This is a genomic window from Wenyingzhuangia gracilariae, assembly GCF_056387575.1.
The window spans coordinates 1,600,171-1,622,774 of sequence record NZ_CM150748.1 but is presented as its reverse complement, the minus strand read 5'-3'; the positions used below and the strand labels follow the sequence as shown (position 1 = coordinate 1,622,774).

At 31.7% G+C, this 22,604-nt stretch carries 23 protein-coding genes and 1 tRNA gene; 19 read left to right on the top strand and 5 right to left on the bottom strand.

Annotation, left to right across the window (positions count from 1 at the left end):
- Window positions 1-4 precede the first annotated feature (4 nt).
- From ACY2IJ_RS07095 to ACY2IJ_RS07085, 3 genes are read right to left on the bottom strand one after another with little or no spacing between them, the layout of a single operon-like run.
- Window positions 5-1,138, bottom strand: a complete 1,134-nt coding sequence (locus ACY2IJ_RS07095; protein ID WP_476726453.1) for an efflux RND transporter periplasmic adaptor subunit — start codon at window positions 1,136-1,138, stop codon at window positions 5-7.
- An 18-nt stretch (window positions 1,139-1,156) separates the two neighbouring features.
- Entirely contained in the window at window positions 1,157-2,470 is a 1,314-nt protein-coding gene (locus ACY2IJ_RS07090; protein ID WP_476726452.1) for a TolC family protein, read from the bottom strand.
- A gap of 32 nt (window positions 2,471-2,502) precedes the next feature.
- Window positions 2,503-3,102, bottom strand: a complete 600-nt coding sequence (locus tag ACY2IJ_RS07085) for a TetR/AcrR family transcriptional regulator (RefSeq protein ID WP_476726451.1) — start codon at window positions 3,100-3,102, stop codon at window positions 2,503-2,505.
- A gap of 137 nt (window positions 3,103-3,239) precedes the next feature.
- Between ACY2IJ_RS07085 and ACY2IJ_RS07080 the strand changes: the two genes are divergently transcribed.
- The 11 genes from ACY2IJ_RS07080 (at window position 3,240) to ACY2IJ_RS07030 (ending at window position 16,401) form a co-directional block, all read left to right on the top strand.
- Window positions 3,240-4,211: a polyprenyl synthetase family protein gene (locus ACY2IJ_RS07080; protein ID WP_476726450.1), complete on the top strand. Its 972-nt coding sequence runs from the start codon at window positions 3,240-3,242 to the stop codon at window positions 4,209-4,211.
- A 61-nt stretch (window positions 4,212-4,272) separates the two neighbouring features.
- Window positions 4,273-4,346: transfer RNA gene (locus ACY2IJ_RS07075), tRNA-Ile, on the top strand.
- Window positions 4,347-4,614: 268 nt separating this feature from the next.
- Window positions 4,615-6,177 carry a type I restriction-modification system subunit M gene (locus tag ACY2IJ_RS07070; protein ID WP_476726449.1) on the top strand — a complete coding sequence of 521 codons (1,563 nt, stop codon included), beginning with the start codon at window positions 4,615-4,617 and terminating at the stop codon, window positions 6,175-6,177.
- Between the two features lies 1 nt (window position 6,178).
- Entirely contained in the window at window positions 6,179-7,423 is a 1,245-nt protein-coding gene (locus tag ACY2IJ_RS07065) for a restriction endonuclease subunit S (RefSeq protein WP_476726448.1), read from the top strand.
- Between the two features lie 12 nt (window positions 7,424-7,435).
- Window positions 7,436-8,110 (top strand): DUF3800 domain-containing protein, encoded by a 675-nt coding sequence (locus tag ACY2IJ_RS07060; RefSeq protein ID WP_476726447.1) that lies wholly within the window; start codon window positions 7,436-7,438, stop codon window positions 8,108-8,110.
- 1 nt (window position 8,111) lies between these two features.
- On the top strand, window positions 8,112-8,618 hold the full coding sequence (locus ACY2IJ_RS07055) for a hypothetical protein (protein WP_476726446.1): 507 nt from the start codon (window positions 8,112-8,114) through the stop codon (window positions 8,616-8,618).
- 148 nt (window positions 8,619-8,766) lie between these two features.
- Window positions 8,767-11,610 (top strand): type I restriction endonuclease subunit R, encoded by a 2,844-nt coding sequence (locus tag ACY2IJ_RS07050; protein ID WP_476726445.1) that lies wholly within the window; start codon window positions 8,767-8,769, stop codon window positions 11,608-11,610.
- A gap of 496 nt (window positions 11,611-12,106) precedes the next feature.
- On the top strand, window positions 12,107-12,418 hold the full coding sequence (locus ACY2IJ_RS07045) for a hypothetical protein (RefSeq protein ID WP_476726444.1): 312 nt from the start codon (window positions 12,107-12,109) through the stop codon (window positions 12,416-12,418).
- A gap of 208 nt (window positions 12,419-12,626) precedes the next feature.
- A complete protein-coding gene (locus ACY2IJ_RS07040; protein WP_476726443.1) occupies window positions 12,627-14,996 on the top strand; it encodes a TonB-dependent receptor in 2,370 nt (789 codons plus the stop codon).
- A gap of 36 nt (window positions 14,997-15,032) precedes the next feature.
- A complete protein-coding gene (locus tag ACY2IJ_RS07035; RefSeq protein ID WP_476726442.1) occupies window positions 15,033-15,863 on the top strand; it encodes a DUF4625 domain-containing protein in 831 nt (276 codons plus the stop codon).
- A gap of 58 nt (window positions 15,864-15,921) precedes the next feature.
- Window positions 15,922-16,401, top strand: a complete 480-nt coding sequence (locus tag ACY2IJ_RS07030) for a DUF4625 domain-containing protein (RefSeq protein ID WP_476726441.1) — start codon at window positions 15,922-15,924, stop codon at window positions 16,399-16,401.
- Window positions 16,402-16,567: 166 nt separating this feature from the next.
- On the opposite strand, the gene ACY2IJ_RS07025 is transcribed toward ACY2IJ_RS07030, so the two are convergent.
- The gene (locus tag ACY2IJ_RS07025) at window positions 16,568-17,476 is read right to left on the bottom strand and encodes an NAD(P)/FAD-dependent oxidoreductase (protein ID WP_476726440.1); all 909 of its coding nucleotides are present in this window, start codon (window positions 17,474-17,476) and stop codon (window positions 16,568-16,570) included.
- 102 nt (window positions 17,477-17,578) lie between these two features.
- Here ACY2IJ_RS07025 and ACY2IJ_RS07020 point away from each other — a divergent pair, with 102 nt between their 5' ends.
- From ACY2IJ_RS07020 to ACY2IJ_RS07000, 5 genes are all read left to right on the top strand, one after another.
- On the top strand, window positions 17,579-17,953 hold the full coding sequence (locus tag ACY2IJ_RS07020) for a Fur family transcriptional regulator (RefSeq protein WP_476726439.1): 375 nt from the start codon (window positions 17,579-17,581) through the stop codon (window positions 17,951-17,953).
- A gap of 243 nt (window positions 17,954-18,196) precedes the next feature.
- Entirely contained in the window at window positions 18,197-18,514 is a 318-nt protein-coding gene (locus ACY2IJ_RS07015; protein ID WP_476726438.1) for an Hpt domain-containing protein, read from the top strand.
- A gap of 1 nt (window position 18,515) precedes the next feature.
- A complete protein-coding gene (locus ACY2IJ_RS07010; RefSeq protein ID WP_476726437.1) occupies window positions 18,516-19,235 on the top strand; it encodes a LytR/AlgR family response regulator transcription factor in 720 nt (239 codons plus the stop codon).
- 100 nt (window positions 19,236-19,335) lie between these two features.
- Window positions 19,336-19,512, top strand: a complete 177-nt coding sequence (locus ACY2IJ_RS07005; RefSeq protein ID WP_476726436.1) for a PID-CTERM protein-sorting domain-containing protein — start codon at window positions 19,336-19,338, stop codon at window positions 19,510-19,512.
- A 207-nt stretch (window positions 19,513-19,719) separates the two neighbouring features.
- A complete protein-coding gene (locus tag ACY2IJ_RS07000; RefSeq protein WP_476726435.1) occupies window positions 19,720-19,908 on the top strand; it encodes a PID-CTERM protein-sorting domain-containing protein in 189 nt (62 codons plus the stop codon).
- 58 nt (window positions 19,909-19,966) lie between these two features.
- Here ACY2IJ_RS07000 and ACY2IJ_RS06995 read toward each other — a convergent pair whose 3' ends face one another.
- Complete coding sequence (locus ACY2IJ_RS06995; RefSeq protein ID WP_476726434.1) at window positions 19,967-20,557, bottom strand: riboflavin synthase; 591 nt, start codon at window positions 20,555-20,557, stop codon at window positions 19,967-19,969.
- A 51-nt stretch (window positions 20,558-20,608) separates the two neighbouring features.
- Here ACY2IJ_RS06995 and pdxA point away from each other — a divergent pair, with 51 nt between their 5' ends.
- From pdxA to rpmF, 3 genes are all read left to right on the top strand, one after another.
- A complete protein-coding gene (gene pdxA / locus ACY2IJ_RS06990; protein ID WP_476726433.1) occupies window positions 20,609-21,646 on the top strand; it encodes a 4-hydroxythreonine-4-phosphate dehydrogenase PdxA in 1,038 nt (345 codons plus the stop codon).
- A 72-nt stretch (window positions 21,647-21,718) separates the two neighbouring features.
- On the top strand, window positions 21,719-22,252 hold the full coding sequence (locus tag ACY2IJ_RS06985; protein WP_476726432.1) for a YceD family protein: 534 nt from the start codon (window positions 21,719-21,721) through the stop codon (window positions 22,250-22,252).
- A 2-nt stretch (window positions 22,253-22,254) separates the two neighbouring features.
- The gene (rpmF, locus tag ACY2IJ_RS06980) at window positions 22,255-22,449 is read left to right on the top strand and encodes a 50S ribosomal protein L32 (protein WP_010135057.1); all 195 of its coding nucleotides are present in this window, start codon (window positions 22,255-22,257) and stop codon (window positions 22,447-22,449) included.
- The last annotated feature ends 155 nt before the right edge of the window (window positions 22,450-22,604 follow it).

Here is a 22,604-nt window from a genome sequence, read left to right as displayed (position 1 = left end):
TGTCTTATTTGTTTAAGATCTTAACTTGTTGTCCTTCTCTAACGGTTCTTGCTCCTTCAATAATTACCAAAGAATCAGAAGACAAACCTTCTAAAACTTCAATATCATTTTGGCTTGTTTGTCCTGTTTTAATTAGGTTTTTGTGGGCAACGTATTTGTTTCCTTCTTTTTTAGCAACGTATACGTATTCTTCGTTGTTTTCGTTTTCAGAAATAATGCTTTGAGGAATTAAAATGGCTTTTTCGTTAGTATAATCGTTTACCAACAAACGAACCGTCATGTTAGGTTTTGCATTTACTTCTTTAGGAACTTCCATTTCAATTTTAAACTTTCTGTTGTTTGGGTTGATAAAGTTTCCTGCCTGAGTAATTACCGTTTCTGTTTGTGTATCTAACACAGGAAAAAATGCTTTTACTTTTTTTCCAGGGTTTACAAAACGAATAAATGTTTCTGGAATTTCTGCACTAATGGTCATGTTGTTTAAGTTGATTAAACGTGTAATAGGTGTTTGACCAGGAGCTACAAAAGAACCTGCCTCTGTAATAACATCATCAATAACCCCAGCAAAAGGTGCGGTAACTTGAGTTTTACTCAATTGAATTTTTAATTGTTCTACTGCTTTTGCTTGTGCTTGGTATGATGTTTTTGCTTGTAAGTACTGTATTTCTGAACCAATTTTTTGAGCCCATAAACGGTCTTGTCTTTCGTATGTAGTTTTTGCCAACTCTGCATTGGTTTCTGCTTGGGCTAACTGTTCTTTTAAACCAGAATCATCTATAACAGCAATAACTTGACCTTTGGCAACTCTTTGTCCTTCTTTTACCAAAATACTTTTTAATTGTCCTCCAGTTTCTGGATAGATAATTAAGTTTTGTTTGGTTTCTACATTTCCTTGTATTTCTACAAAGTGATTAAATAACGTAGGCACAGGTTTGTGGGTAGAAACCAATGCTAGTTTTTTTACCGTATCTAATTCCACCAAGGCATCATCTAACAATTTTAAATTGGCAACAACAACGCTTCTTTTTTCTTTAATTTGTTTGATATCTTTTTCTGCAATAATATCGTTGATACTTTTTTCTTTAGTTCCACACGCAACTGCTGTAATTGCTAAAATGGTATATATAATTTTTTTCATGATTTTATGTTGTAGCGTTTAGTTTTTTAATGCGTTTAGTTCTGCTCTTTTGTTAATAACATTTACCATAGCTTGTAAATATTCTTGTTGACTACTGTATAGTTGCAATTGTGCTTGTCTTAAGTCAAAACTACTCGCAATACCTTCTGTGTATTTGGTGTTGTTTTTTCGTTCTATTCTTTCGGCCAGATTTAAATTTTTCTTTTTGTTTTGTAAGGTGTTTAAAGCTAGTTCCAATTCTATAGAAGCGTTTTTAATGTTAATTTGTGTTTGTATTTTGGTTTCTTCTAATGAGTTTTGAGAAGATTCCCAATCTAATTTTGCTTGTTTCTTTTTGGCTTTGTCTCTAAAAGAAGAAAAAATAGGAATGTCTAAGGTTAAACCAACCGTACCAATGGTAAACCATTCGTTGTTCATAATATCTGTAAAAGAATCTCCAAACCCTAGTGAGTTTAAATTGGCAAAACCAGAAAGAGATGGCAACATACGTGCTCTTTCATATTGATATAAAAGTCTTTTAGACTCAACATTGTTAAGTGCTATTTTATAATCAATGTTTTCGTTTACAGAAATGTTGTTGTTAAAAAAAGAAATGCTATTGTTGCTGCTGTCAGACAAAAGATCTAAAGAATCTGTTGTGTTAAGAGTAGCCGTTTCATCTATTCCCATTAAAAGTTTTAAAAGAGATAAAGACACTTCTTGAATTCTTTTTAATCTAGTAGCATTGTTTTCTAAATCATTTAATGTAATTTCTAATTGTTCTAGTGTTTCTTCTTCTATCAAACCGTTTTCTAACATAGATTTTGTCTCGAAAATATTTTCTTGTAAATCTTTAATGTTTTTATCGGTAATTTTTACACTTTCTTGTACCAATAAATTATTGCTATAAGCATCGGTAACAGCCTTTGTAATTTCTTTGGTTGTTTTTGTTTTGGCATTTTTAGATATTTCTAAGAATACTTTTGCCGATTGCAATCCAACCAAATATGTACCATCAAATAACAATTGAGAATAGGTGATTGATGGGGACAATTGTTGTTTAGGAAATAAAAATCGCAAAGGGTTGCTGTTTCCACCATCGCTAAAAACGTCTGGTAGCAATACATTGTTAGAATATTCTACTTTACCGTTAAACTGAGGAAGTCCAGTAGCGGTTGTTTCCCATTTTTTCCATTTGGCTTTCTCAATATCTAAATTAGCGTTTTTAATTTGTCTGTTGTGCTTTAAAGCATATTCAATGGCATCTTGTAGGCTAAAGTCTGTTTTTTGTACAGCATTCTTTTCTTGAGAATTTGCCTGCAAAGGAATTACCAAATATGCGAGGAAGCACATTATAATAATCAAGGGTTTTTTCATAGTTTGTTTTATTTGGTGTTTATTAATTGTTCTAAAGTTTTTAATCCTTTTGGGGTTGAAATGGCTCTAATGTGGTATTCTAAATATTGATCCATCAACTCTTTTTTGGTGTATTTGTCGGCAGGAAATGTATCTTCGTTTTTAGTACCTATCATTCCTGTAAAATAAATACGGGCTATAAAATCTACATTCAAATCACTTCTGTACAATCCATCGTTTATACCTCTTTCTAAGTTTTTTGTAACACAAACCAGCATGCTACTAAATTGCTTTTGGTTTAAGTTTTCACAAATGTCTGGGTAAAATTTTTGAAGTTGATATTGCGGAGAAGCATCTTCTTTTTTTAGAACATTGTTTACAAATTGTTTAATGTCAAAAAGTTCTTCTATGGCATTTTGATTTTTTTCGCAAATGGCTTCAATTCCATTGTTTATAATTTCAAACATATACAGGGCTACAGATTCTACCAACTTTTTTTTGGTAGAAAAATGAGTGTACAATGTTTTTTTAGAAATGGCCAATTCGGTAGAAATATCATCCATAGTAACGCTTTTAAACCCTAGGGATAAAAACATTTCAGATGCTTTTTCAAGTATTTTACATTTCATACAGTGGTTTATTTTAGGCCACAAATATACAGAAGGAAACTTTAGAAACAAATAAAGTTTCCATAGTTTAACATAAAATTTAAGTTAGGTTTTTGTAAAGTCTACTATTGTACTATTTTTACTCAAAAAAACAACACTTGGATTTATCAAACTTTAGATCATTGTTTTTAACCTTTTTAGAAAAGGAGGTTAATGTAAAGCAGCCCCAAAATTTATACGAGCCCATTACCTATATTTTACAATTAGGAGGAAAACGAGTAAGACCTTTGTTGGTATTGATGAGTATTGATGCTTTTGAAAAAGACTATCAACAAGGATTGCACGCTGCATTGGCCATAGAAGTATTTCATAATTTTACATTGCTGCACGATGATATTATGGATGCTGCTCCGTTGCGAAGAGGACAGCAAACCGTACATGAAAAGTGGGATGTAAACACGGCAATTTTGTCTGGTGATGCCATGATGATTTTAGCCAATCAGTATTTAGAGGTGTATGAGGGAACCACTTATAAAAAGTTGATGCAATTGTTTCAGCAAACAGCCTTAGAGGTTTGCGAGGGGCAACAATACGACATGGATTTTGAAAACAGAAACGATGTATCTATTCCAGAATACATAGAAATGATTCGTTTAAAAACATCGGTTTTGGTAGCTGCAGCTTTAAAAATGGGTGCCATTATTGCCAAGGCTTCTGATGCCGATGCCGATGCCATGTACCAATACGGATTAAACTTAGGTTTGGCATTTCAACTGCAAGATGATTATTTAGATGCGTTTGGAAATCCAGAAACTTTTGGGAAACAAATTGGGGGAGATATTATAGAAAACAAAAAAACGTTTTTGGTATTAAAAGCTCAAGAAAATTTAAAAGGAGCAGATTTGGAACAATTCCAAAACTACTACACTCAAAAAGTTAGCAATATTGATGAAAAAGTAACACAAGTAAAACTGTTGTTCCAAAAAAGTGGAGCTGTTACTGCCATTCAACAAGAAATTGAAGCCTACACACACAAAGCCTTTAAAGTTTTAGATACCGTAGCAATCTCAGAAAATGCTAAAAATCAGTTAATTGCTTTTGGAAATTATTTAATGGGCAGAAAAGCTTAAAGATAAACTCTAAAAAATATTTGTAGGATTGTAAAAATATACTATTTTTGCCACCGCTTTAGGTCTCATAGCTCAGCTGGTTAGAGCACCTGACTCATAATCAGGGGGTCCATGGTTCGAGCCCATGTGGGACCACTACTTAAAGCAAAAAAGCCTTATAAACACTATGTTTGTAAGGCTTTGTCGTTTTTAAAGGTGTTCTAAAATCTGCAAATATTTTGTGTACAAGCACACAGCCCAAAGTAAAAAAACAGCAGAACAATACATTTAAAAACAACCATTCAAAAAAAAATGCAGTTCCATTGCACAATGCTGTGGTAGGTTTGTCTAAAATATACTTAGAGCTACCTTTGGCAAAAAGTGTAAAAGTATTCTATATTTATAAAAAAAATAAGAAAAGTTCATGTCAGAAGACCAGAAGAAAGTGTTAGAAACCCAACTGTGGGCTATAGCCAATGAATTAAGAGGGAAAATGGATGCTGATGAATTCCGTGATTATATTTTAGGATTCATTTTTTACAAATACTTATCAGAAAAACAACATTTGTATGCTAACGAGTTGTTAGAAACAGAAGATGTTAAAGAATATACGTTAGTGACAGATGTTGAAACCTTAGAAGCTATACAAGAGGAATCTATTTTAAAATTAGGGTATTACTTAGCCCCAGAACAATTGTTTAGTGCCGTAGCTAAAAAAGGAAATGCCAACACAGAAAACCAAAGTGATTTTATTTTAGAAGATCTTACAGCAATTTTAAACGGTATAGAGCAAAGTACCATGGGGAACGAATCTGAAGATGATTTTAACAAATTGTTTGAAGATTTAGACCTAAACTCTACCAAACTAGGTAGAAAAGTAGAAGATAGAAATACCTTAATTGCCAAAATTTTACAACACCTAGATAAAATAGATTTTGATTTAAAAAATTTAGAATCGGATGTATTAGGTGATGCTTACGAATATTTAATTGGGCAGTTTGCTTCTGGTGCGGGTAAAAAAGCGGGAGAGTTTTATACACCACAACAAGTGTCTAAAATATTGGCCAAATTGGTTACGACCAACAAAAGCAAATTAAAATCTGTGTACGACCCAACTTGTGGGTCTGGTTCTTTATTGTTACGTGTAGCTAAAGAAGTAAAGGTAGATGAGTTTTACGGACAAGAACTAAACCGTACTACCTACAACTTAGCACGTATGAACATGATTTTACACGATGTACACTACCGTAATTTTGACATTAAACAAGAAGATACGCTAGTAGATCCTCAGCATTTAGACCAACGTTTTGAAGCCATTGTGGCCAATCCGCCCTTTTCTGCCAAATGGAAAGGAAAAGACAATCCGCTAAACGAAACCGATGAACGTTTTGCACAGTACGGAAAATTAGCACCCACGAGTAAAGCAGATTTTGCTTTTGTGCAACACATGTTGTATCAGTTGGCAGAAAATGGAACCATGGCGGTAGTGTTGCCACATGGAGTGTTGTTTAGAGGGAGTGCCGAAGGAAGCATTAGAGAATATTTAATAAAAGAACTCAACTGTTTAGATGCCGTTATAGGTTTGCCAGCCAACATATTTTACGGAACCAGCATTCCTACTTGTATTTTGGTGTTGAGCAAATGCCGAACTAACCCAGAAAATGTATTGTTTATAGATGCCAGTAACGAGTTTGACAAAGTAAAAACGCAAAATGTACTCTCAGAAATCCACATACAGCATATTGTTGATACCTACAGAAACAGAACCGAAGAAGAAAAATACAGCCACATAGCTACGTTAACAGAAATTGCAGAAAACGACTACAACCTAAACATACCACGTTATGTAGATACGTTTGAAGAAGAAGAACCTGTAGATTTAGCAACTGTTTGTACAGAACTACAACAAGTGGCAAAAGAAATTGAAAGCACCGACCAACAAATAGCCTCTTTTTGTGCAGAACTAGGTATTAAAACTCCTTTTTAATATGGAAGCAATAACAAAAAAACAATTAGTTCCCAAACTAAGGTTTAAAGAATTTTATGAGGAATGGAGTAAAGAGTTTTTTTTAAAATTAGGCTTAAAGGTTATTGATGGTGATAGAGGGAAAAATTACCCAAATGGTTCTGATTTTGTTCAAAACGGCCATTGTGTGTTTTTAAATGCAAAAAATGTGTCAAAAAATGGATTTGTATTTAAGGATGTTATTTATATTTCAAAAGAAAAAGATAATGAATTAAGGAAAGGTAAATTAAAAATAGGAGACATAATACTAACTACACGTGGTTCTGTAGGTCACTTTGCTTTTTATGACTTTCATATTCCATTTGATAATCTACGTATTAATTCTGGAATGGTTATTATTAGAAATGAAAGCAAGTTAGTTAATACTAAATATATTTATACATATTGTAAAACATCTTATTTGTTAAATCGTATTTCAATTGTATCTTTTGGAAGTGCTCAACCTCAACTAACTGTAAAAGAAATAAATAAATTTAAGATAGCTTTTCCAACCCTTCCAGAACAAGAAAAAATAGCGAGTTTTTTAGGTTCGGTAGACAAAAAAATAGCCTTGTTGCAACAAAAAAAGAAGGCTTTGGAGTTGTACAAAAAAGGAGTTATGCAACAATTGTTTGCACAACAACTACGCTTTAAAGACTCAAACGGAAAAAATTATCCAGATTGGGAATGGGTTGGTGGAAATAAAATTTTCGAAAATATTTCAGATAAAAATCACAATTCAGATTTACCAATATTAGCCATAACTCAAGATAAAGGAGCAATTCCAAGAGACATGATTGATTATAAGATGACTGTTACAGAGAAAAGTGTTGCTAGCTACAAAGTTGTACAAGTTGGTGATTTTGTAATCAGTTTAAGAACCTTTCAAGGAGGTATTGAGTATTCAGATTATCATGGAATCTGTAGTCCAGCTTATATAATTCTAAGACCTAAATCAAAAGGAGTAGATAGAGAATTTTATAAGTTTTATTTAAAAACATCATTTTATATCAAACAATTACAGAAGAATTTAGAAGGAATTAGAGATGGTAAAATGATTAGCTACAAATATTTTTCAGAAATAAAAATTCCTTTTCCCTGCCTAGAAGAACAACAAAAAACAGCAAGTTTTTTAAGTGCCATAGATGTTAAAATAGAAGCTTGTGCCAATCAACTCAAAAAAACACAGGAGTTTAAAAAAGGGTTGTTGCAGCAACTATTTGTGTAAAAAAATAAGAGTATGAAAAAAACGTTTAATATTTACTGTGATGAAAGTTGTCATTTAGAAAATGATCATAAAAAATACATGATATTAGGTTATGTAAGTTCTGCTTATAATCAACTTAAACGTCATACAGAAAGAATAAATGATTTAAAGAAAAAGCACCATTATTATGGAGAAATAAAATGGTCTAATGTTTCTGCATCAAAACATTTGTTTTATAAAGAGTTAATTGAATATTTTTTTGATACAGACTTGTGTTTTAGAGCTATAGTGGTAGAAAAATCAAAAATTAACAATCAAGAGTTTAGTCAAAGTTTTGATGATTTTTATTACAAAATGTACTATCAACTATTAAATCATAAAATTAGTAGTGAAAATTCATACAACGTATATTTAGATATAAAAGATACTTTAAGTGCTTATAAAGTAAATCAATTAAAAAAAATTTTAAATATTCAATATGGAGTGTTTAGAAATGTACAAAATATACGCTCACACGAAAGTGTATTAATGCAACTGGCAGATTTTATAATGGGAGCAATTGCTTATGAATTAAATAACAATGAAAAAAAAGTGGTTGCAAAAAGGCAGATTATTGATAAAATAAAACAATACTCTAACTTAAAATTAGATGGCTCTTCTAGTTTTAGTGAAACTAAAATAAATTTGTTTTTTATAAATCTTAAATAATATGCCCACAAATTTATTAAAGGAATATAACGAGCTGTTAGAATTATCTGCTTTATCAGAAAGAGATAGAAATAGATCGTTATTAGGTGTTTTTGATAGAGATATTACCTATAATAAAAACTTTAGGTTTAATAAAAAAGACATTACTCCTACACCAAAAGATGGTGTAATAAAAATGGATACTCTTTATAAGCATTTAACAACTGTAATAACAGATAAGACTAGTAGAAAGAGAGAATTTGATATGGATAGGTCTCAACGTTTGCATTGGATAAAATATCAAATAGATAAAAAGAAAAAAAATAATGTTTTAATTTTTTCAGTCAAAGAACCTAATGGTAATAGAACTTATATTTATGATGAAGATGAAAAATATGTGGTTGTGTTAGAGCCGTTAAGAAATGGAAAGGAGTATTATTTATTAACAGCATACTTTTTAAAAGGTAGGGATGCTAAAAGAAATAAGTTCAAAAAAAAATACAAAAGAAAATTAGAAGAACTCTTATAAAAGCAAAAAACGCAGAGCTTCTAGGCTTGCGTTTTTCGATTTCCTTCCTCCAAACGGCAGGATGAACTCGATGCAAATATAATGTAAGATTTAAGTTAAAAACAAATTAAACAAAAAATTTAACAAGTTTTTAAAAGAAAAAGAAAGAATGACCACACAACCAGAATCCATTTTAGAAGAAAACTTAATCCACCAATTGGTTGGTTTAGGGTACGAGCGAGTTGTTATAAAAGATGAAACAGATTTAATCATCAACCTAAAAAAACAACTAGAAAAACACAACCAAACTAAGTTTTCAGATAAAGAGTTTACACAGTTGTTAAATCAGCTAACCAAAGGGAATATTGTACAAAAAGCCCATACGTTAAGAGACAAGTTAACCTACACTAAAGATAATGGAGATGTGGGCTATGTGGAGCTCATCAATCAATTGCATTGGTGTCAAAATCAATACCAAGTAACCAACCAAATTACCATCAAAGGAAAGTACGAAAATCGTTACGATGTAACCCTTTTAATCAATGGTTTGCCTTTGGTACAAATAGAACTAAAAAAACGAGGTTTAGAGCTAAAAGAAGCATTCAATCAAACCCATCGTTACCAGGCACATACGTTTGCAGCGGGCAAAGGCTTGTTTCAGTTTATACAATTGTTTGTGATTAGTAACGGAGTAAACACCAAGTATTACGCTAACAATCCCATCAAACTAAGATCGTTTAAACAAACCTTTTTTTGGGCAGACAAAAGCAACAAAATCATTTCGCAATTGTCAAACTTTGCAGAAGTGTTTTTAGAACCATGCCACTTGTCTAAAATGATTACCAAGTACATTGTCATAAATACCAATGGTGTGTTAATGGTGCTAAGACCGTATCAATACTACGCTACCGAAGCCATTGTAGAACGTGTAAAAACCACTAGTAAATACGGATACATTTGGCACACCACAGGGTCTGGTAAAACGTTAACCTCTTTTAAAACCAGCCAAATACTAACCAATTTGCCAGAGGTAGACAAAGTAGTGTTTGTGGTAGACCGTAAAGATTTAGATTACCAAACCATTAAAGAATTTAATAGCTTTAAAGAAGATTCTGTAGATGCTACCAACAATACAAAATCGTTAATCCATCAATTTAAAGATGATACCAAGCTGATTGTTACCACACTACAAAAATTAAACAATGCCATTTATTCTGCCAAGTACCAAGCACAAATGCAAGGGCAAAAACATAAAAAAATTGTTTTTATTTTTGACGAATGCCACAGAACGCAATTTGGCGATACGCACAACCGTATTAAAGAGTTTTTTACCAACGCACAAATGTTTGGCTTTACAGGGACTCCTATTTTAGCAGAAAACGCATCGTCTAATCATTTAGGAAAACGTACTACCAAAGATTTGTTTACAGATTGTTTACACAAATATGTAATTACCGATGCCATAAGAGATCAAAACGTATTAAAATTTTCTATAGACTATGTAAGTAGGTTCAAAAGTAAAGAAAACATAGAAGAAGATGCTGTAGAAAATATAGACACTCAAGAAGTGTTAGAAGCTCAAGAAGGTTTAGAAAAAGTGGTAGATTACATTATTGCCAATCACGATAAAAAAACACACAACAAAAAATTTAATGCCATGATGTGTGTGGCTAGCAAAGAACTTTTAATTAAATATTATGAGTTGTTTAAAGCCAAAAAACAAAAAGGATTGCACAATTTAAAAATAGCAACCATTTATTCTTACGGTGCCAATGAAGAAAACGATGATGTTGCCGATGGATATTATGAAGATGAAGCCCGTGTTGCGAATGAAGAGGCAAGCGAATACAAATCTGTTCATTCTAGAGATAAGTTAGAAGAATTTATTGGCGATTTTAACAAAACCTTTAAAACCAACCACACTACCAACGATTTTTACAAATACTACAAAGATGTAGGTAAAAAAGTAAAAGAAAGAAAGGTAGATATTCTGTTGGTGGTCAATATGTTTTTAACAGGGTTTGATAGCAAAACGTTAAACACCATTTATGTAGATAAAAACTTACAATACCACGGATTGATTCAAGCTTTTTCTAGAACCAATAGAATTTTAGACGAAGTAAAATCGCAAGGGCAAGTAGTTTGTTTTAGAAATTTAAAACAAAAAACAGATGAGGCCATTACCTTGTTTTCTAACAAAGATGCTATTGATGAAATTGTATTAGCTCCCTATGACCACTATCTACACGATTTTGAAAAAGCGTTACAAGAATTAATGCAAATAGCTCCCACCGCACAAAGTGTAGATGATTTGCTTACTGAGCATGAACAATTGGCTTTTGTAAAGGCATTTCGTAGTTTAATGCGTATTAAAAATGTGCTAAAAACGTTTTCAGATTTTAATTTTGATGACATGCCTATTTCAGAACAAAATTTTGAAGATTATAAAAGCAAATATCTAGACATTAAAACTTCTATAGGACCCAATGGAGAAGGAAAAACATCTATTTTAAATGATATTGATTTTGAGGTAGAACTAATTAGAAGAGATGAAATTAATGTAGCATACATTATAGGTTTGTTGGCTCAGTTAAATGAAGACAAACAAACAGGAATGCCTCAAGAAGAGGTAGAAGAAAAGAAAAAGAACATTCAAAAAATGTTGAGTAATGAAGTTGACTTACGAAGTAAAAAAGAATTGATTGAAAAATTTATAGAGCAACATTTACCCAATATTAAAGATGCTAACAAGGTAGCCGATGAGTTTGAAACCTATTTAGAAGTAGAACGTAAAAAAGCGGTAGTACACATAAGTAAAGAAGAAGGGCTAGATTTAAAAAAACTAGATAGCACCATTCAAAATTACCTATTTACTCAAAAAATACCTTTGCCCGATGAGGTGATCAACACCATGCTAGAACGTCCTAAATTAAAAGAACGTAAACCTAAGGTTTCTAGAGTGGTCCATAAAATTAAAAACTACGTAGAAACCTTTGTCAATGGATTTGCGTAAACAACTTAGTTCTGATGAAAATCATGCAGTAAATAAGTATTTCTAGTTTGCTAATAATCTATGAGTAAATAAGCAGACAGTACAATAGCAAACACATAAAACCCCTATTCTTTATAAAGAATAGGGGTTTTTTAATGCCTTTGGTTTAAACAACGGTTTTCTTTTTTTTAGAAGGGTACATCTGTTTTGCAAAAAAACACAAATTTTAGTTGCTTTTTAGTGTTGATGTAAAGTGTAATTTATTGATTTTTAATTCAATGTGTCGGTTGGTTTTAATAAAAACAGATGGAATTACCTAAATACATATGTTGTGTATAATGGCTATAAAAAAAACTAAACGCAACAATGTTGCGATTATTAAAAAAATACAATAGCTTTGCAAACGAATTGATAAAATGGTGGTTTAGTGAGCGTATTGGTTCAACAAAAGAGATGGTAGCCAATAATTAAAATAAAATTTAACATCATTTTTAGAAGTAAATCATTTCATCTGTTTATGAAAGTCCGTACAACAAAACATAACATTGCTTTTTGGTTGCTAGCTCTATTTTTTATCATAAAAATAGCTGGGCTTCATGCATGGACTCATACAGATAATGATGAAGATCATACCGAACATTGCGAGGTTTGTGATTATGCAGTAACTCATAACATAATTCCAGCACTCGTATCGGAGGTAAATAATTGCTTTGCAGTACAGCTTGATTTTTTTGATGAAAAAGAAACTAACGATCACTATACTTTTGTGGTCTTGCATAGCTTAACAACAGGTCAGCTTTTTTCTAGGCCTCCGCCTTTCTGGTTATAAGTTTCCCTATACATTACACGGTCTATAGCTTGATTGATTTAACGATTTTTAGTTGTTGTAAAACTTCTAAAAAGGAGTTTTTTTCAAACACAAGAAATGCTACAATGGTTAGCTCATCAAAAAATAGAGTCTTTGTACATAGCTGTATAGGTTTTTTGAATTTTCCCTTATGTAGGGAATTTGTTTAAGAATTCTAGAATACCCAATTATGTTTTATAAAACACTGAGTATATGGCTGCTTTGTAGCCTATATTCAATTGCATTTGCACAAAATACATCTCAAATAAAAGGAGTTGTGGTAAGTGCTAACACACTAGATCCTATACCAGGAGCTAATATTATAGGTAAAAATCTATGGTCAATATCATCCACTAATGGTGAGTTTGTTATAGATCATGTACACACAGATTCCTGTTCTTTTGAAGTGTGTTGTTTAGGTTATGCTTGTAAAACAGTTGTTGTTCATGTAGATGACGATAAAAACGCTGTTAAAATTTATTTAAAACAAGCTTCTACAGATTTAAAGGAAGTTAATATTTCTACAAAATCAAAACAGAGAAAAGCTTTAGAAACACCAATGGTTTCTCAAACTGTATCTAAAGATTTTTTAGATAAAAATAGAGAGAATAGTTTAATGCAAACGTTAAGCAAGCTGCCAGGAGTTAGTACCATTAATATTGGTTCTGGCCAATCTAAACCTGTAATTAGAGGTTTAGGTTTTAATAGAGTTGCAGTGGTTCAGAACGGAATAAAACACGAAGCACAACAATGGGGAAATGACCACGGATTAGAAATAGATCAGCAAGGTATAGACAACATCCAAATTATAAAAGGACCTGCATCTTTATTGTATGGTTCTGATGCTATTGCGGGAGTGGTAGACATTCAGCCAAATAAAATACCGTTGCAGCATTCTTTTAACGGAGAAGTGAATGTGCTGGGAGAAAGTAATAATGATTTGTTGGGGATATCTACAGGAATAGAGTCAAGAAAAGAAAAATGGTTTTACCGTGGAAGGTTCACTTACAGAGATTATGGTGATTACAAGGTGCCCACAGATAAAATTAATTACGAAAACTACATTTTTGAGTTGCATGATAACAACCTAAGAAATACAGCAGGTAAAGAAGCCGATGCAAGTATAGGTGTTGGATTTGTTTCTGATGGCATAAAATCAGAAACGGTGTTTAGCAATGTAAATGCCAAAAACGGATTTTTTGCCAATGCACATGGGCTAGAGGCAAGATCTTCTGACATAGATTATGATAGTTCTAATAGAGATATTGATTTGCCTTTTCATAAAGTAAATCATTTTAAAATAACGAACAATACGTCTTTAGATTTTGGAAATCACATCTTGTTTTTTGATGTCGGTTTTCAGAACAATCACAGAGAAGAACATACAGAGCCAACCGCTCATGGTTTTATGCCAAAACCATTAGGTTCAAAAGAACGTGTGTTTAAAAAGAACACGTACTCTTTAAATATAAAAGATGCGTTTACACCTAATAAAAAGCACGATGTGGTGTTGGGGGTAAACATGGAATATCAAGATAATAATATTGGAGGGTGGGGGTTTTTAATTCCAGAATACAATCGTTTTACTGCGGGTGTATTTGCTTATGACCAATTTGAAATTAATTCAGACTTGCATTTTTTAGCAGGAATGCGTTATGATTTTGGAAAAGTAGATACCAAATCTTATTACGATTGGTATCCTTCTACAGTAAGAAATAAAGACAATTCTACTTCTGAAGTGTATTTGCAAAGAGCTCAAAACAAAAGTTTAAATTTTGACAATTTGAGTGCTTCTGTAGGGCTTAGTTACATTCAAAACCAAACGAGTTATAAACTAAATGTTGGTAGAAGTTTTAGAATGCCTTTGGCCAGTGAGTTGGCATCAGACGGAGTTAATTATCACATGTATCGTTACGAAAGAGGAAACTTAGATTTAGACCCAGAAGTGTCTTATCAATTAGATGTAGAAGTAGATCATACTACCAAATTATTTAACATTGGAGTTAGTCCTTTTATTAATTTGTTTGATAATTATATTTATTTAAATCCAACACCTACTTATTTTGAAACGTTACAGATTTATGAATATACACAGGCAAAAGTTTTTAGAATAGGAGGAGAGGCTAGAGCCAGTGTAACCCTCTATAAAAATTTACAGTTAACTACTTCTGTAGAATACGTGTATTCTAGACAAACTAGCGGAGCTAAAAAAGATTTTACATTACCATTTTCACCACCCTTATCCGCATTGTTTTCTGCAAACTATCAGTTTAAAGACTTTTTGTTTTTTAAAAAACCTCAATTTATGGCAGATTATAGAATAACAGCATCACAAGAAGAAATTGTGCCACCAGAAGAAATAACAAATGGTTTTCAGGTAATAAACATGTCTTTTACATCTAAAATGGATGTGTTTAAAAATGAAAATCCGATGGATGTACGGGTAAAATTAAACAATGTATTCAATACCAAATATTTTAACCATACCAGTTTTTATAGGTTGATAGATGTGCCAGAAGCTGGTAGAAATATATCCTTGTCACTAACAATACCTTTTTAAATAATTAATTAATAACAATCATTAAAATTAAATCAAATGAAAACAAAGAGTATCAAAACAAATTTTAAATTTTTAGCAATCATTGCTTTTTTAGCATTGACTTTTCAGTCTTGTAACAATGATGACGATAGTATTGAATTAGGAGGTCCCGTTATTTCTAGTTTTGAGTATGGAGAAGGTCATCATGGTGATGGTGGAGAACATGACCATGAAGAAGAAGCTTATGCTTACAAAGGATCTGATATGCATTTAGAAGCAACAATTACTTCAGATGTAAAAATAGCAAGTATTTCACTTTCTGTACATACGCATGAGGTAGAACCAGGTGACGATGAAGTAGAGTGGGATTTTGAAAAAGTATTTACAGATGAAAAGTATTTAGTTCTAAACCCAACATTTCACGAACATATTGACATCCCAAGTAACATTCCTGCTGGTGAATATCACGTAGGATTAGTAGTTACTGATGAGAACGGAAATAGTACAGAGTTAGATGGGCATATTGAGATTATGGATCCTATTACCATTAACGAACCTTCTATAGATGCTACTGTTGTAAGAGGAAATGACTTTCATGCAGAGTTTATGATAAATGCTGTTAACGGTATCCACAATGTTTCTGTTGATGTACATGCGCATGGATTGGCTGTTGGTGAAGGAGAAGAGGAGTGGGATTTTGAAAAAGAGTTTTTAGACAAATACCATGAAAAAACCGCAGTAGAATTCCACGAACACATAGATGTTCCAGCTACAGCTCCAGCAGGAGAGTACCATATTACTTTTACGGTTGAAGATGAAGATGGTAATACTCAAAAACATGAAACGCATATAGATGTTACCAAAGAGACAACTCTTACAAAAGCATAAAATATAAATAAAACCCTTAAAGGCTATATAGTCTTTAGGGGTTTAAATCATAAAAGGTATGAAAGTTATTAAGAATTATGTATGTTATTTTCTTGTAGCAGCACTTTTTGTAGCCTGTTCAAGCGATGACAGTTTAGACAAAGACCAAGAAAAACCAACCATTAGTGTAAATTATACCAATGGCTTTCCACAAGGTTGTGCAGAGCTAAAAAGAGGAGAAACGTATAGTTTTAAAGCGATGGTTACAGACAACAAAGAACTAGCTGCGTATAGTTTAGATATCCATCACAATTTTGACCACCACACACACGATGATCAAATTACAGAATGTGATTTAGGAGCTATCAAATCACCTGTAGATCCTTATTTACATGTAGAAAACTATACCATTCCACAAGGATTAAAAGAGTATGAAATTAACATTAGTGTTACTATTCCTAATAATGTAGATACGGGAGATTACCACTGTTCTTACTCGGTTACAGATGTAACAGGTTGGCAGTCTAGAACTTCTATAGATATAAAAATTGTACAGTAACATTAAAATAAAAAAATTACCTCTAACTAAATCAAGTGGTTCTTAAGGGGCGAGAAAGATTACAAATACAGATTATAAGCTTTTGTTTGTATCTCATCAACCATCTAGTGAGGTAATTTTTTTATAATATAATTGTTTTTAGAGGTTGTTATTACCTCTGTTAATTTTAGAATTTTTCGTCTACCAATTCTTTGTTAACCATAGCTCCAACCATAGTTCCGCTACTTAGTGCGTTGGTTATAGAACGTAGCATAATAGAATTGTCGCCACAAGCAAACACACCCTCTATTGTTGTTTTTTGAAAATCGTCTACTTTAATATGACCAGCTTCCGTTAGTTCGCAGCCCAAAGTTTCTGGAATGTTTGAGTGTTGTGTAAAAGGAAGCGCTGCATAGGCTGCCTTAAAACTTTCTGTACTTCCATCTTTAAAAATTATATTGTTAAGAAATCCATTTTCGTGTTCAATTTCTAAAATTTCTTTTTCAATAATCTTAATAGCATTGTTTTGCAACTTTAATGTTTGTTCAGTATCAAAATTGGCTGTTCCATTTGTTAATACAATAACATTGTCGGTTAGGTTGTGTACTAGGGATGCTAAGTGAATGGCTTGAGTACCATTGGCAATAATTCCTGTTTTTTGACCTTTAACTTCATAGCCATGGCAATAAGGACAGTGAATTGCAGAAATTCCCCAGCAATCAGCAAAACCTTTAATGTTGGGCATTGTGTCTTTAATACCGGTGGCAAAAACTATTTTTTTAGCAGTAAACTCTTTGCCCAATTTGGTATTGATGATAAATTCATTTTCTTTTTTTTCTCCATATATGGCAAAATCTTCTACAAAGTGAACCGTACTGTATTTTAAAACTTCTTGTTTGGCTTTTAAAGTAATTTTGCTCGGTTGTTCGCCATCTAACGTAATAACATTATGAGAATATGGTGTTTGCTTGTTGCAAGGGTTGCCACTATCTATAATTAAAACTTTTCTTAAAGATCTACCAATAGTCATAGCAGCAGAAAGTCCAGCATAGCTTCCGCCAATAATAATTACATCGTGGTTTTTAGTAGTATTCATTTTTTAATATTTTTAATTGCGATTATGTCGCATTAATATAGGTGGCAAATATAATGATTTTTTGTATTATTGCAATTATGTCGCAATAATTTAAGAAGCCAAATGAAAAGAAGAAATACTCCTGCTAAAGAAGCCATACTTTCTGTGTTAAACTCATCTTCAAAAGCAATGAGTCAAGATGCAATAGAAAAACAAATAGAAATTGAAATTAACAGAGCTACTATATATAGAGTCTTAAATCGTTTTTGTGATGACGGAGTATTGCATAGAATTGTTGCAGACGATGGAAAACAATATTTTGCAGTGTGTGTAAAGTGCGATGATAAGAAAGAGTCTTTACATCACTTTCACTTTAGGTGTAAACGATGCGATACTATTGAGTGTATGCCCATTCCAGTTCATTTTTCTATAACCAAAGGGTACCAGGTAGAGAGTGTAAATTGTGTATTAACAGGAGTTTGTAAAGATTGTGTTTAAGACATAAATTTAAAAGATCTAGCTATCTAGTTCTTTTTTTTAATTAAAAAAGTAAAAACGTTTACGAATGTTTACTTTTGTAAAAAATTATGAAAGAATCTGTAGGCTGTATTGTTGTTAAATAAACAAAAGTTTTTATAAATTAGATTTTATTCTAGGAATATAGATAAATCATAAAATAGAAAACAAAATCTAAACAAGTTTTAGGACTAAATTTTATAAAAATACCCTAATTAGTAGTAAATGGAAACTCCAAATTTAAATTATATAAAAGAACTCTCTGGAGGAGATGAAGCTTTTGAAAAACAAATAATAGATATAGTTAAAGAGGAATTTCCACAAGAAAAAGAAGTGTATTTTAACAGTGTAAATTCTAACGATTTTAATGCAATGGTAGAGATTGTACACAAATTAAAACATAAAATTAGTATTTTTGGTTTAACAAATGCTTATGAAGTTGCTGTGAATTATGAAAGAAATTTAAAAGAAGGAACCCAAGAATTACAAGAAGATTTTGAAGCTATTTTGGCTCAAATAACCCTGTATATACAAACAATATAATATGGATTGCATTATTATAGATGATGAAGCTACGGCAAGATTGGTAATACGTAAACTATGTAGCCATGTAGATACTTTAAATATAGTTGGAGAATTTCCAGATGCAATTCAGGCAATTAAATATTTAAATCAAAATAAGGTAGATTTAATATTTTTAGACATCCATATGCCTGGTTTAACTGGGTTTGATTTTATTCAAACGATAAAAAATCCACCAAGAATTATATTAACAACGTCAGATCCTAAATTTGCAATAGATGCTTTTGAATATGATTGTATTGTAGATTATGTAGTAAAGCCAATTGTATTGCCAAGATTTTTAAAAGCAATTCAAAAAGCCGAAAACACAAATGTTGGGGCTATAGATACTAAAAGTTCTACAACTGATGCCACCACTGCCGAGGCTACAGAAAATGATTTGTATGTAAATATTGATAGAAGGTTGGTGAAAATTGACATTCCGAGTATTCATTTAATTGAAGCAAAAGGGGATTACATACAAATAAAAACCGAAAACAAGAATTACATTGTACATTCTACTTTGAAAAAAATAGAAGACAAGTTGCCTAATAATTTGTTTTTTAAAGTACATAGATCTTATATTATTAATACCAAAATGATTGTAGATATAGAAGACAATAGTGTTTTGGTTAAAAAAGAAGTAATTCCTGTAAGTAGATCTAACAAACCTGAACTAATTAGACGATTGAACTTGTTGTAGTTCCTTGGAATTCAGCTTGTTTTTTTGTAACTTTCATAAGTTAAGAACTTGTTGTGGAGTTTTTAACCTTGTGATTTTAGTAACTAAAACAAAAAATGCTATGAAAAAGTTGTTAGTTGTCATCTTTTTGGTAATGGGTGTTCAAAATAAATCTGTTGCAGCACCAAGACCACCATCTCCACCCGGAAAAGAAAAAAAAGCACCTATTAATACCGGATTGATTTGTTTACTCTTTGTAGGGGCTGTTTATGGTGTTAAAAAGTTAAAACATTCATAAAAAACCTGTCAGTACTGTTTTTCATCGAAAAAAAGCAAAGGATAAAATTAAAAATGCATAAAATTGCATATAATTAATATTATTAACATTTGTCTATATTCGTGTTAATTTGTGGCAAATTATTTTGTATAACAAACTAAGGGTGTTATTTTTGACCCCGAAATGAGTTTAACATGTGTTAATTTTATTTTCGACAGCATAAAAATTATGAATAAGATTTTATATAAAATATTTACTATTGGGTTTGTAGTGTTGTTTTCATCAACCAAAGCTATTGCATCTCCAAGACCTCCATCGCCTCCTGGAAAGGAAAAGAAAGCACCTATAGATATGGGAATAGGTATTCTTTTAGCATTAGGGGCAGGATTGGGTGTTTCAAAAATTAGAAAGAAATAAAAAAAGACACTTGCTATGAAATTTGCAAGTGTCTTTTTTTATTTTTTAGTAAGTGTTTTTATACACTGTATTTAGAAATTTTCTTCACATATTTTCCTACCACATCAAATTCAAGATTTACAATTGTGTTAATTTTGTAGTGCTTAAATCTAGTGAGTTCATAAGTGTAAGGAATAATAGCTACACTAAAGCTATGTTCTTTAGAATTTACAACAGTCAAGCTGGTTCCATCAATTGTAATAGATCCTTTTTCTATAGTTAAATTTCCTAAGGACTTATCATATTCAAAGGTAAAAAACCAACTTCCGTTTTTGTTTTCAATATTGGTGCAGGTAGCAACCTGATCTACATGTCCTTGTACAATATGTCCATCTAGTCTGTCTCCCAATTTCATAGCTCTTTCAAGATTTACTTCCTCGTCAATTTCTAAGGTGGTTAAGTTGGTTTTATCAAGTGTTTCTTTAATAGCGGTAACGGTGTATTCATCTTTGTCAATAGCAACAACAGTTAAACACACACCATTGTGAGCAACACTTTGGTCAATCTTTAATTCGTTAGTAATGGAAGATGATATGGTAATGTGCAAATTGGAGTCTTGTGGTTGTAGTTTTTTAACAATTCCCGTTGTTTCAATTATTCCTGTAAACATTATCTATGTGGTTTTAAATGACTAATTTCGTAGCCCAAAAGTAATAATATAATGACTGATAATCGTACAATAAGAGTTGGAATCTCTGTGGGAGATTTAAATGGAATAGGAATTGAATTGATTCTAAAAACGTTTGAAGATAAAAGAATGTATGAGTTGTGTACTCCAGTTGTTTTTGCTTCAGACAAATCTATTGCTTTCTATAAAAAGGAGTTAAAGTATAATTATCCAACCCACGGTATAAAAGATGTTACCAAAATAGAAGAAGGAAAATTAAATGTGGTAAATGTTTGGTCAGATGTGGTGCAAATACAACCAGGAACTCCTACAGAAGTATCGGGACAAAAAGCATTTGAGTCTTTGGAGGCAGCAACAGAAGCCCTTAATAATAATGAGATAGATGTATTGTTAACAGCACCAATTAGCAAAGATAATATTCAATCAGATAAATTTAGTTTTCCAGGACATACAGAATATTTAGAATCCAAAATAGCTGGAGATAGCTTAATGATTTTGATGTCTAATGATGTAAAAATGGGATTGGTAACAGGACATATTCCTGTAGCGCAAATAGCCGAAACATTAAACAAAAGTCTAATATGTAAGAAAATAGACATTATGTACAATGCTTTGGTAAAAGACTTTGGAATAAGCAAGCCAAAAATAGCTGTATTGGGGCTCAATCCGCATTGTGGAGATCATGGAGTGATAGGTAAAGAAGATGATGAACTAATCAAACCTATATTAGAAGAATATCAAGAAAAAGGACAGTTGGTATATGGTCCTTATGCAGCAGATGGTTTTTTTGGAAATCAATCGTATTTAAATTTTGATGCCGTTGTTTCTATGTATCACGATCAAGGATTGGTTGGTTTTAAAGCAGTGTCTTTTGGAAAAGGAGTTAATTTTACAGCAGGTTTAGAAAAAATTAGAGTTTCTCCAGACCATGGAACCGCTTTTGATTTGGCAGGAAAAGGAGTCGCAAACAACTCATCATTTAAACAAGCTTTAAATCAAGGGATTTCAATTGCTAAAAAAAGATTTGAATTCCAAGAGTTGACAGCTAACCCATTAAAAATTAAAAAGTAATAAATTAATAGATTACTTTTTGAATCAATAAAATGTTTTTATATCTTTGCACGCTCAAATTGATGTTTTTGTATGAAAGACCTAAAAGAATTTAAGATCCCGTTTGTGGGTTTAAAAGAAGGTAAGCACCAGTTTGATTATCAAATTGATAAAAAGTTCTTTGATGCTTTTGAGTATGATGAGTTTGAAAAAGTAAACTTTAATGTTGGTGTAGAATTAACAAAAAAGGAAACTTTACTAGAGTTGGATTTTGTAGCAAAAGGTAGTGTTTATGTACCTTGCGATGTTACTGGTGAAAACTTTGATTTAGAAGTGGAAGGAAACTTTTCTTTGATTGTAAAATTCGGAGAAGAGTTTAACAACGACAACGAAGAATTGTTAATCATTCCTCATCAAGCATATCAAATAGAGATACAACAATATATTTACGAATTAATTATATTGTCTGTACCTCAAAAAAGGGTAAAACCAGGAGTGTCAAGAGAAAACATAAAAACTGTAGAAGATTTAGAAAAGCAGTTTCAAAAGAAAGAAAGTAAAAAAGAACAGGTAGATCCACGTTGGGATCAATTAAAACAATTATTAGATAAAAATAAAAATTTATAGCAATGGCACATCCAAAGAGAAAAATCTCAAAAACAAGAAGAGATAAAAGAAGAACTCATTACAAAGCTGTAGCTCCTCAAGTTGCTGTAGATCCAACTACTGGAGAAGCACACTTATACCATAGAGCACACTGGAACGAAGGAAAATTATACTACAGAGGACAAGTTGTAATTGATGCTACTGAAGCTGAAGCATAATTTACTTTTAAGTTATATACTGAATTAAAACCCTCATTTTATGAGGGTTTCTTTGTTCAAATTAGTGAAATTGATTAAAAAAAGGAGCTTTTTTGCTTAACTTTTAGGAATAAATTTTATTACTTTGGCGTTCAATATTGTTTAAAGATTTCTTA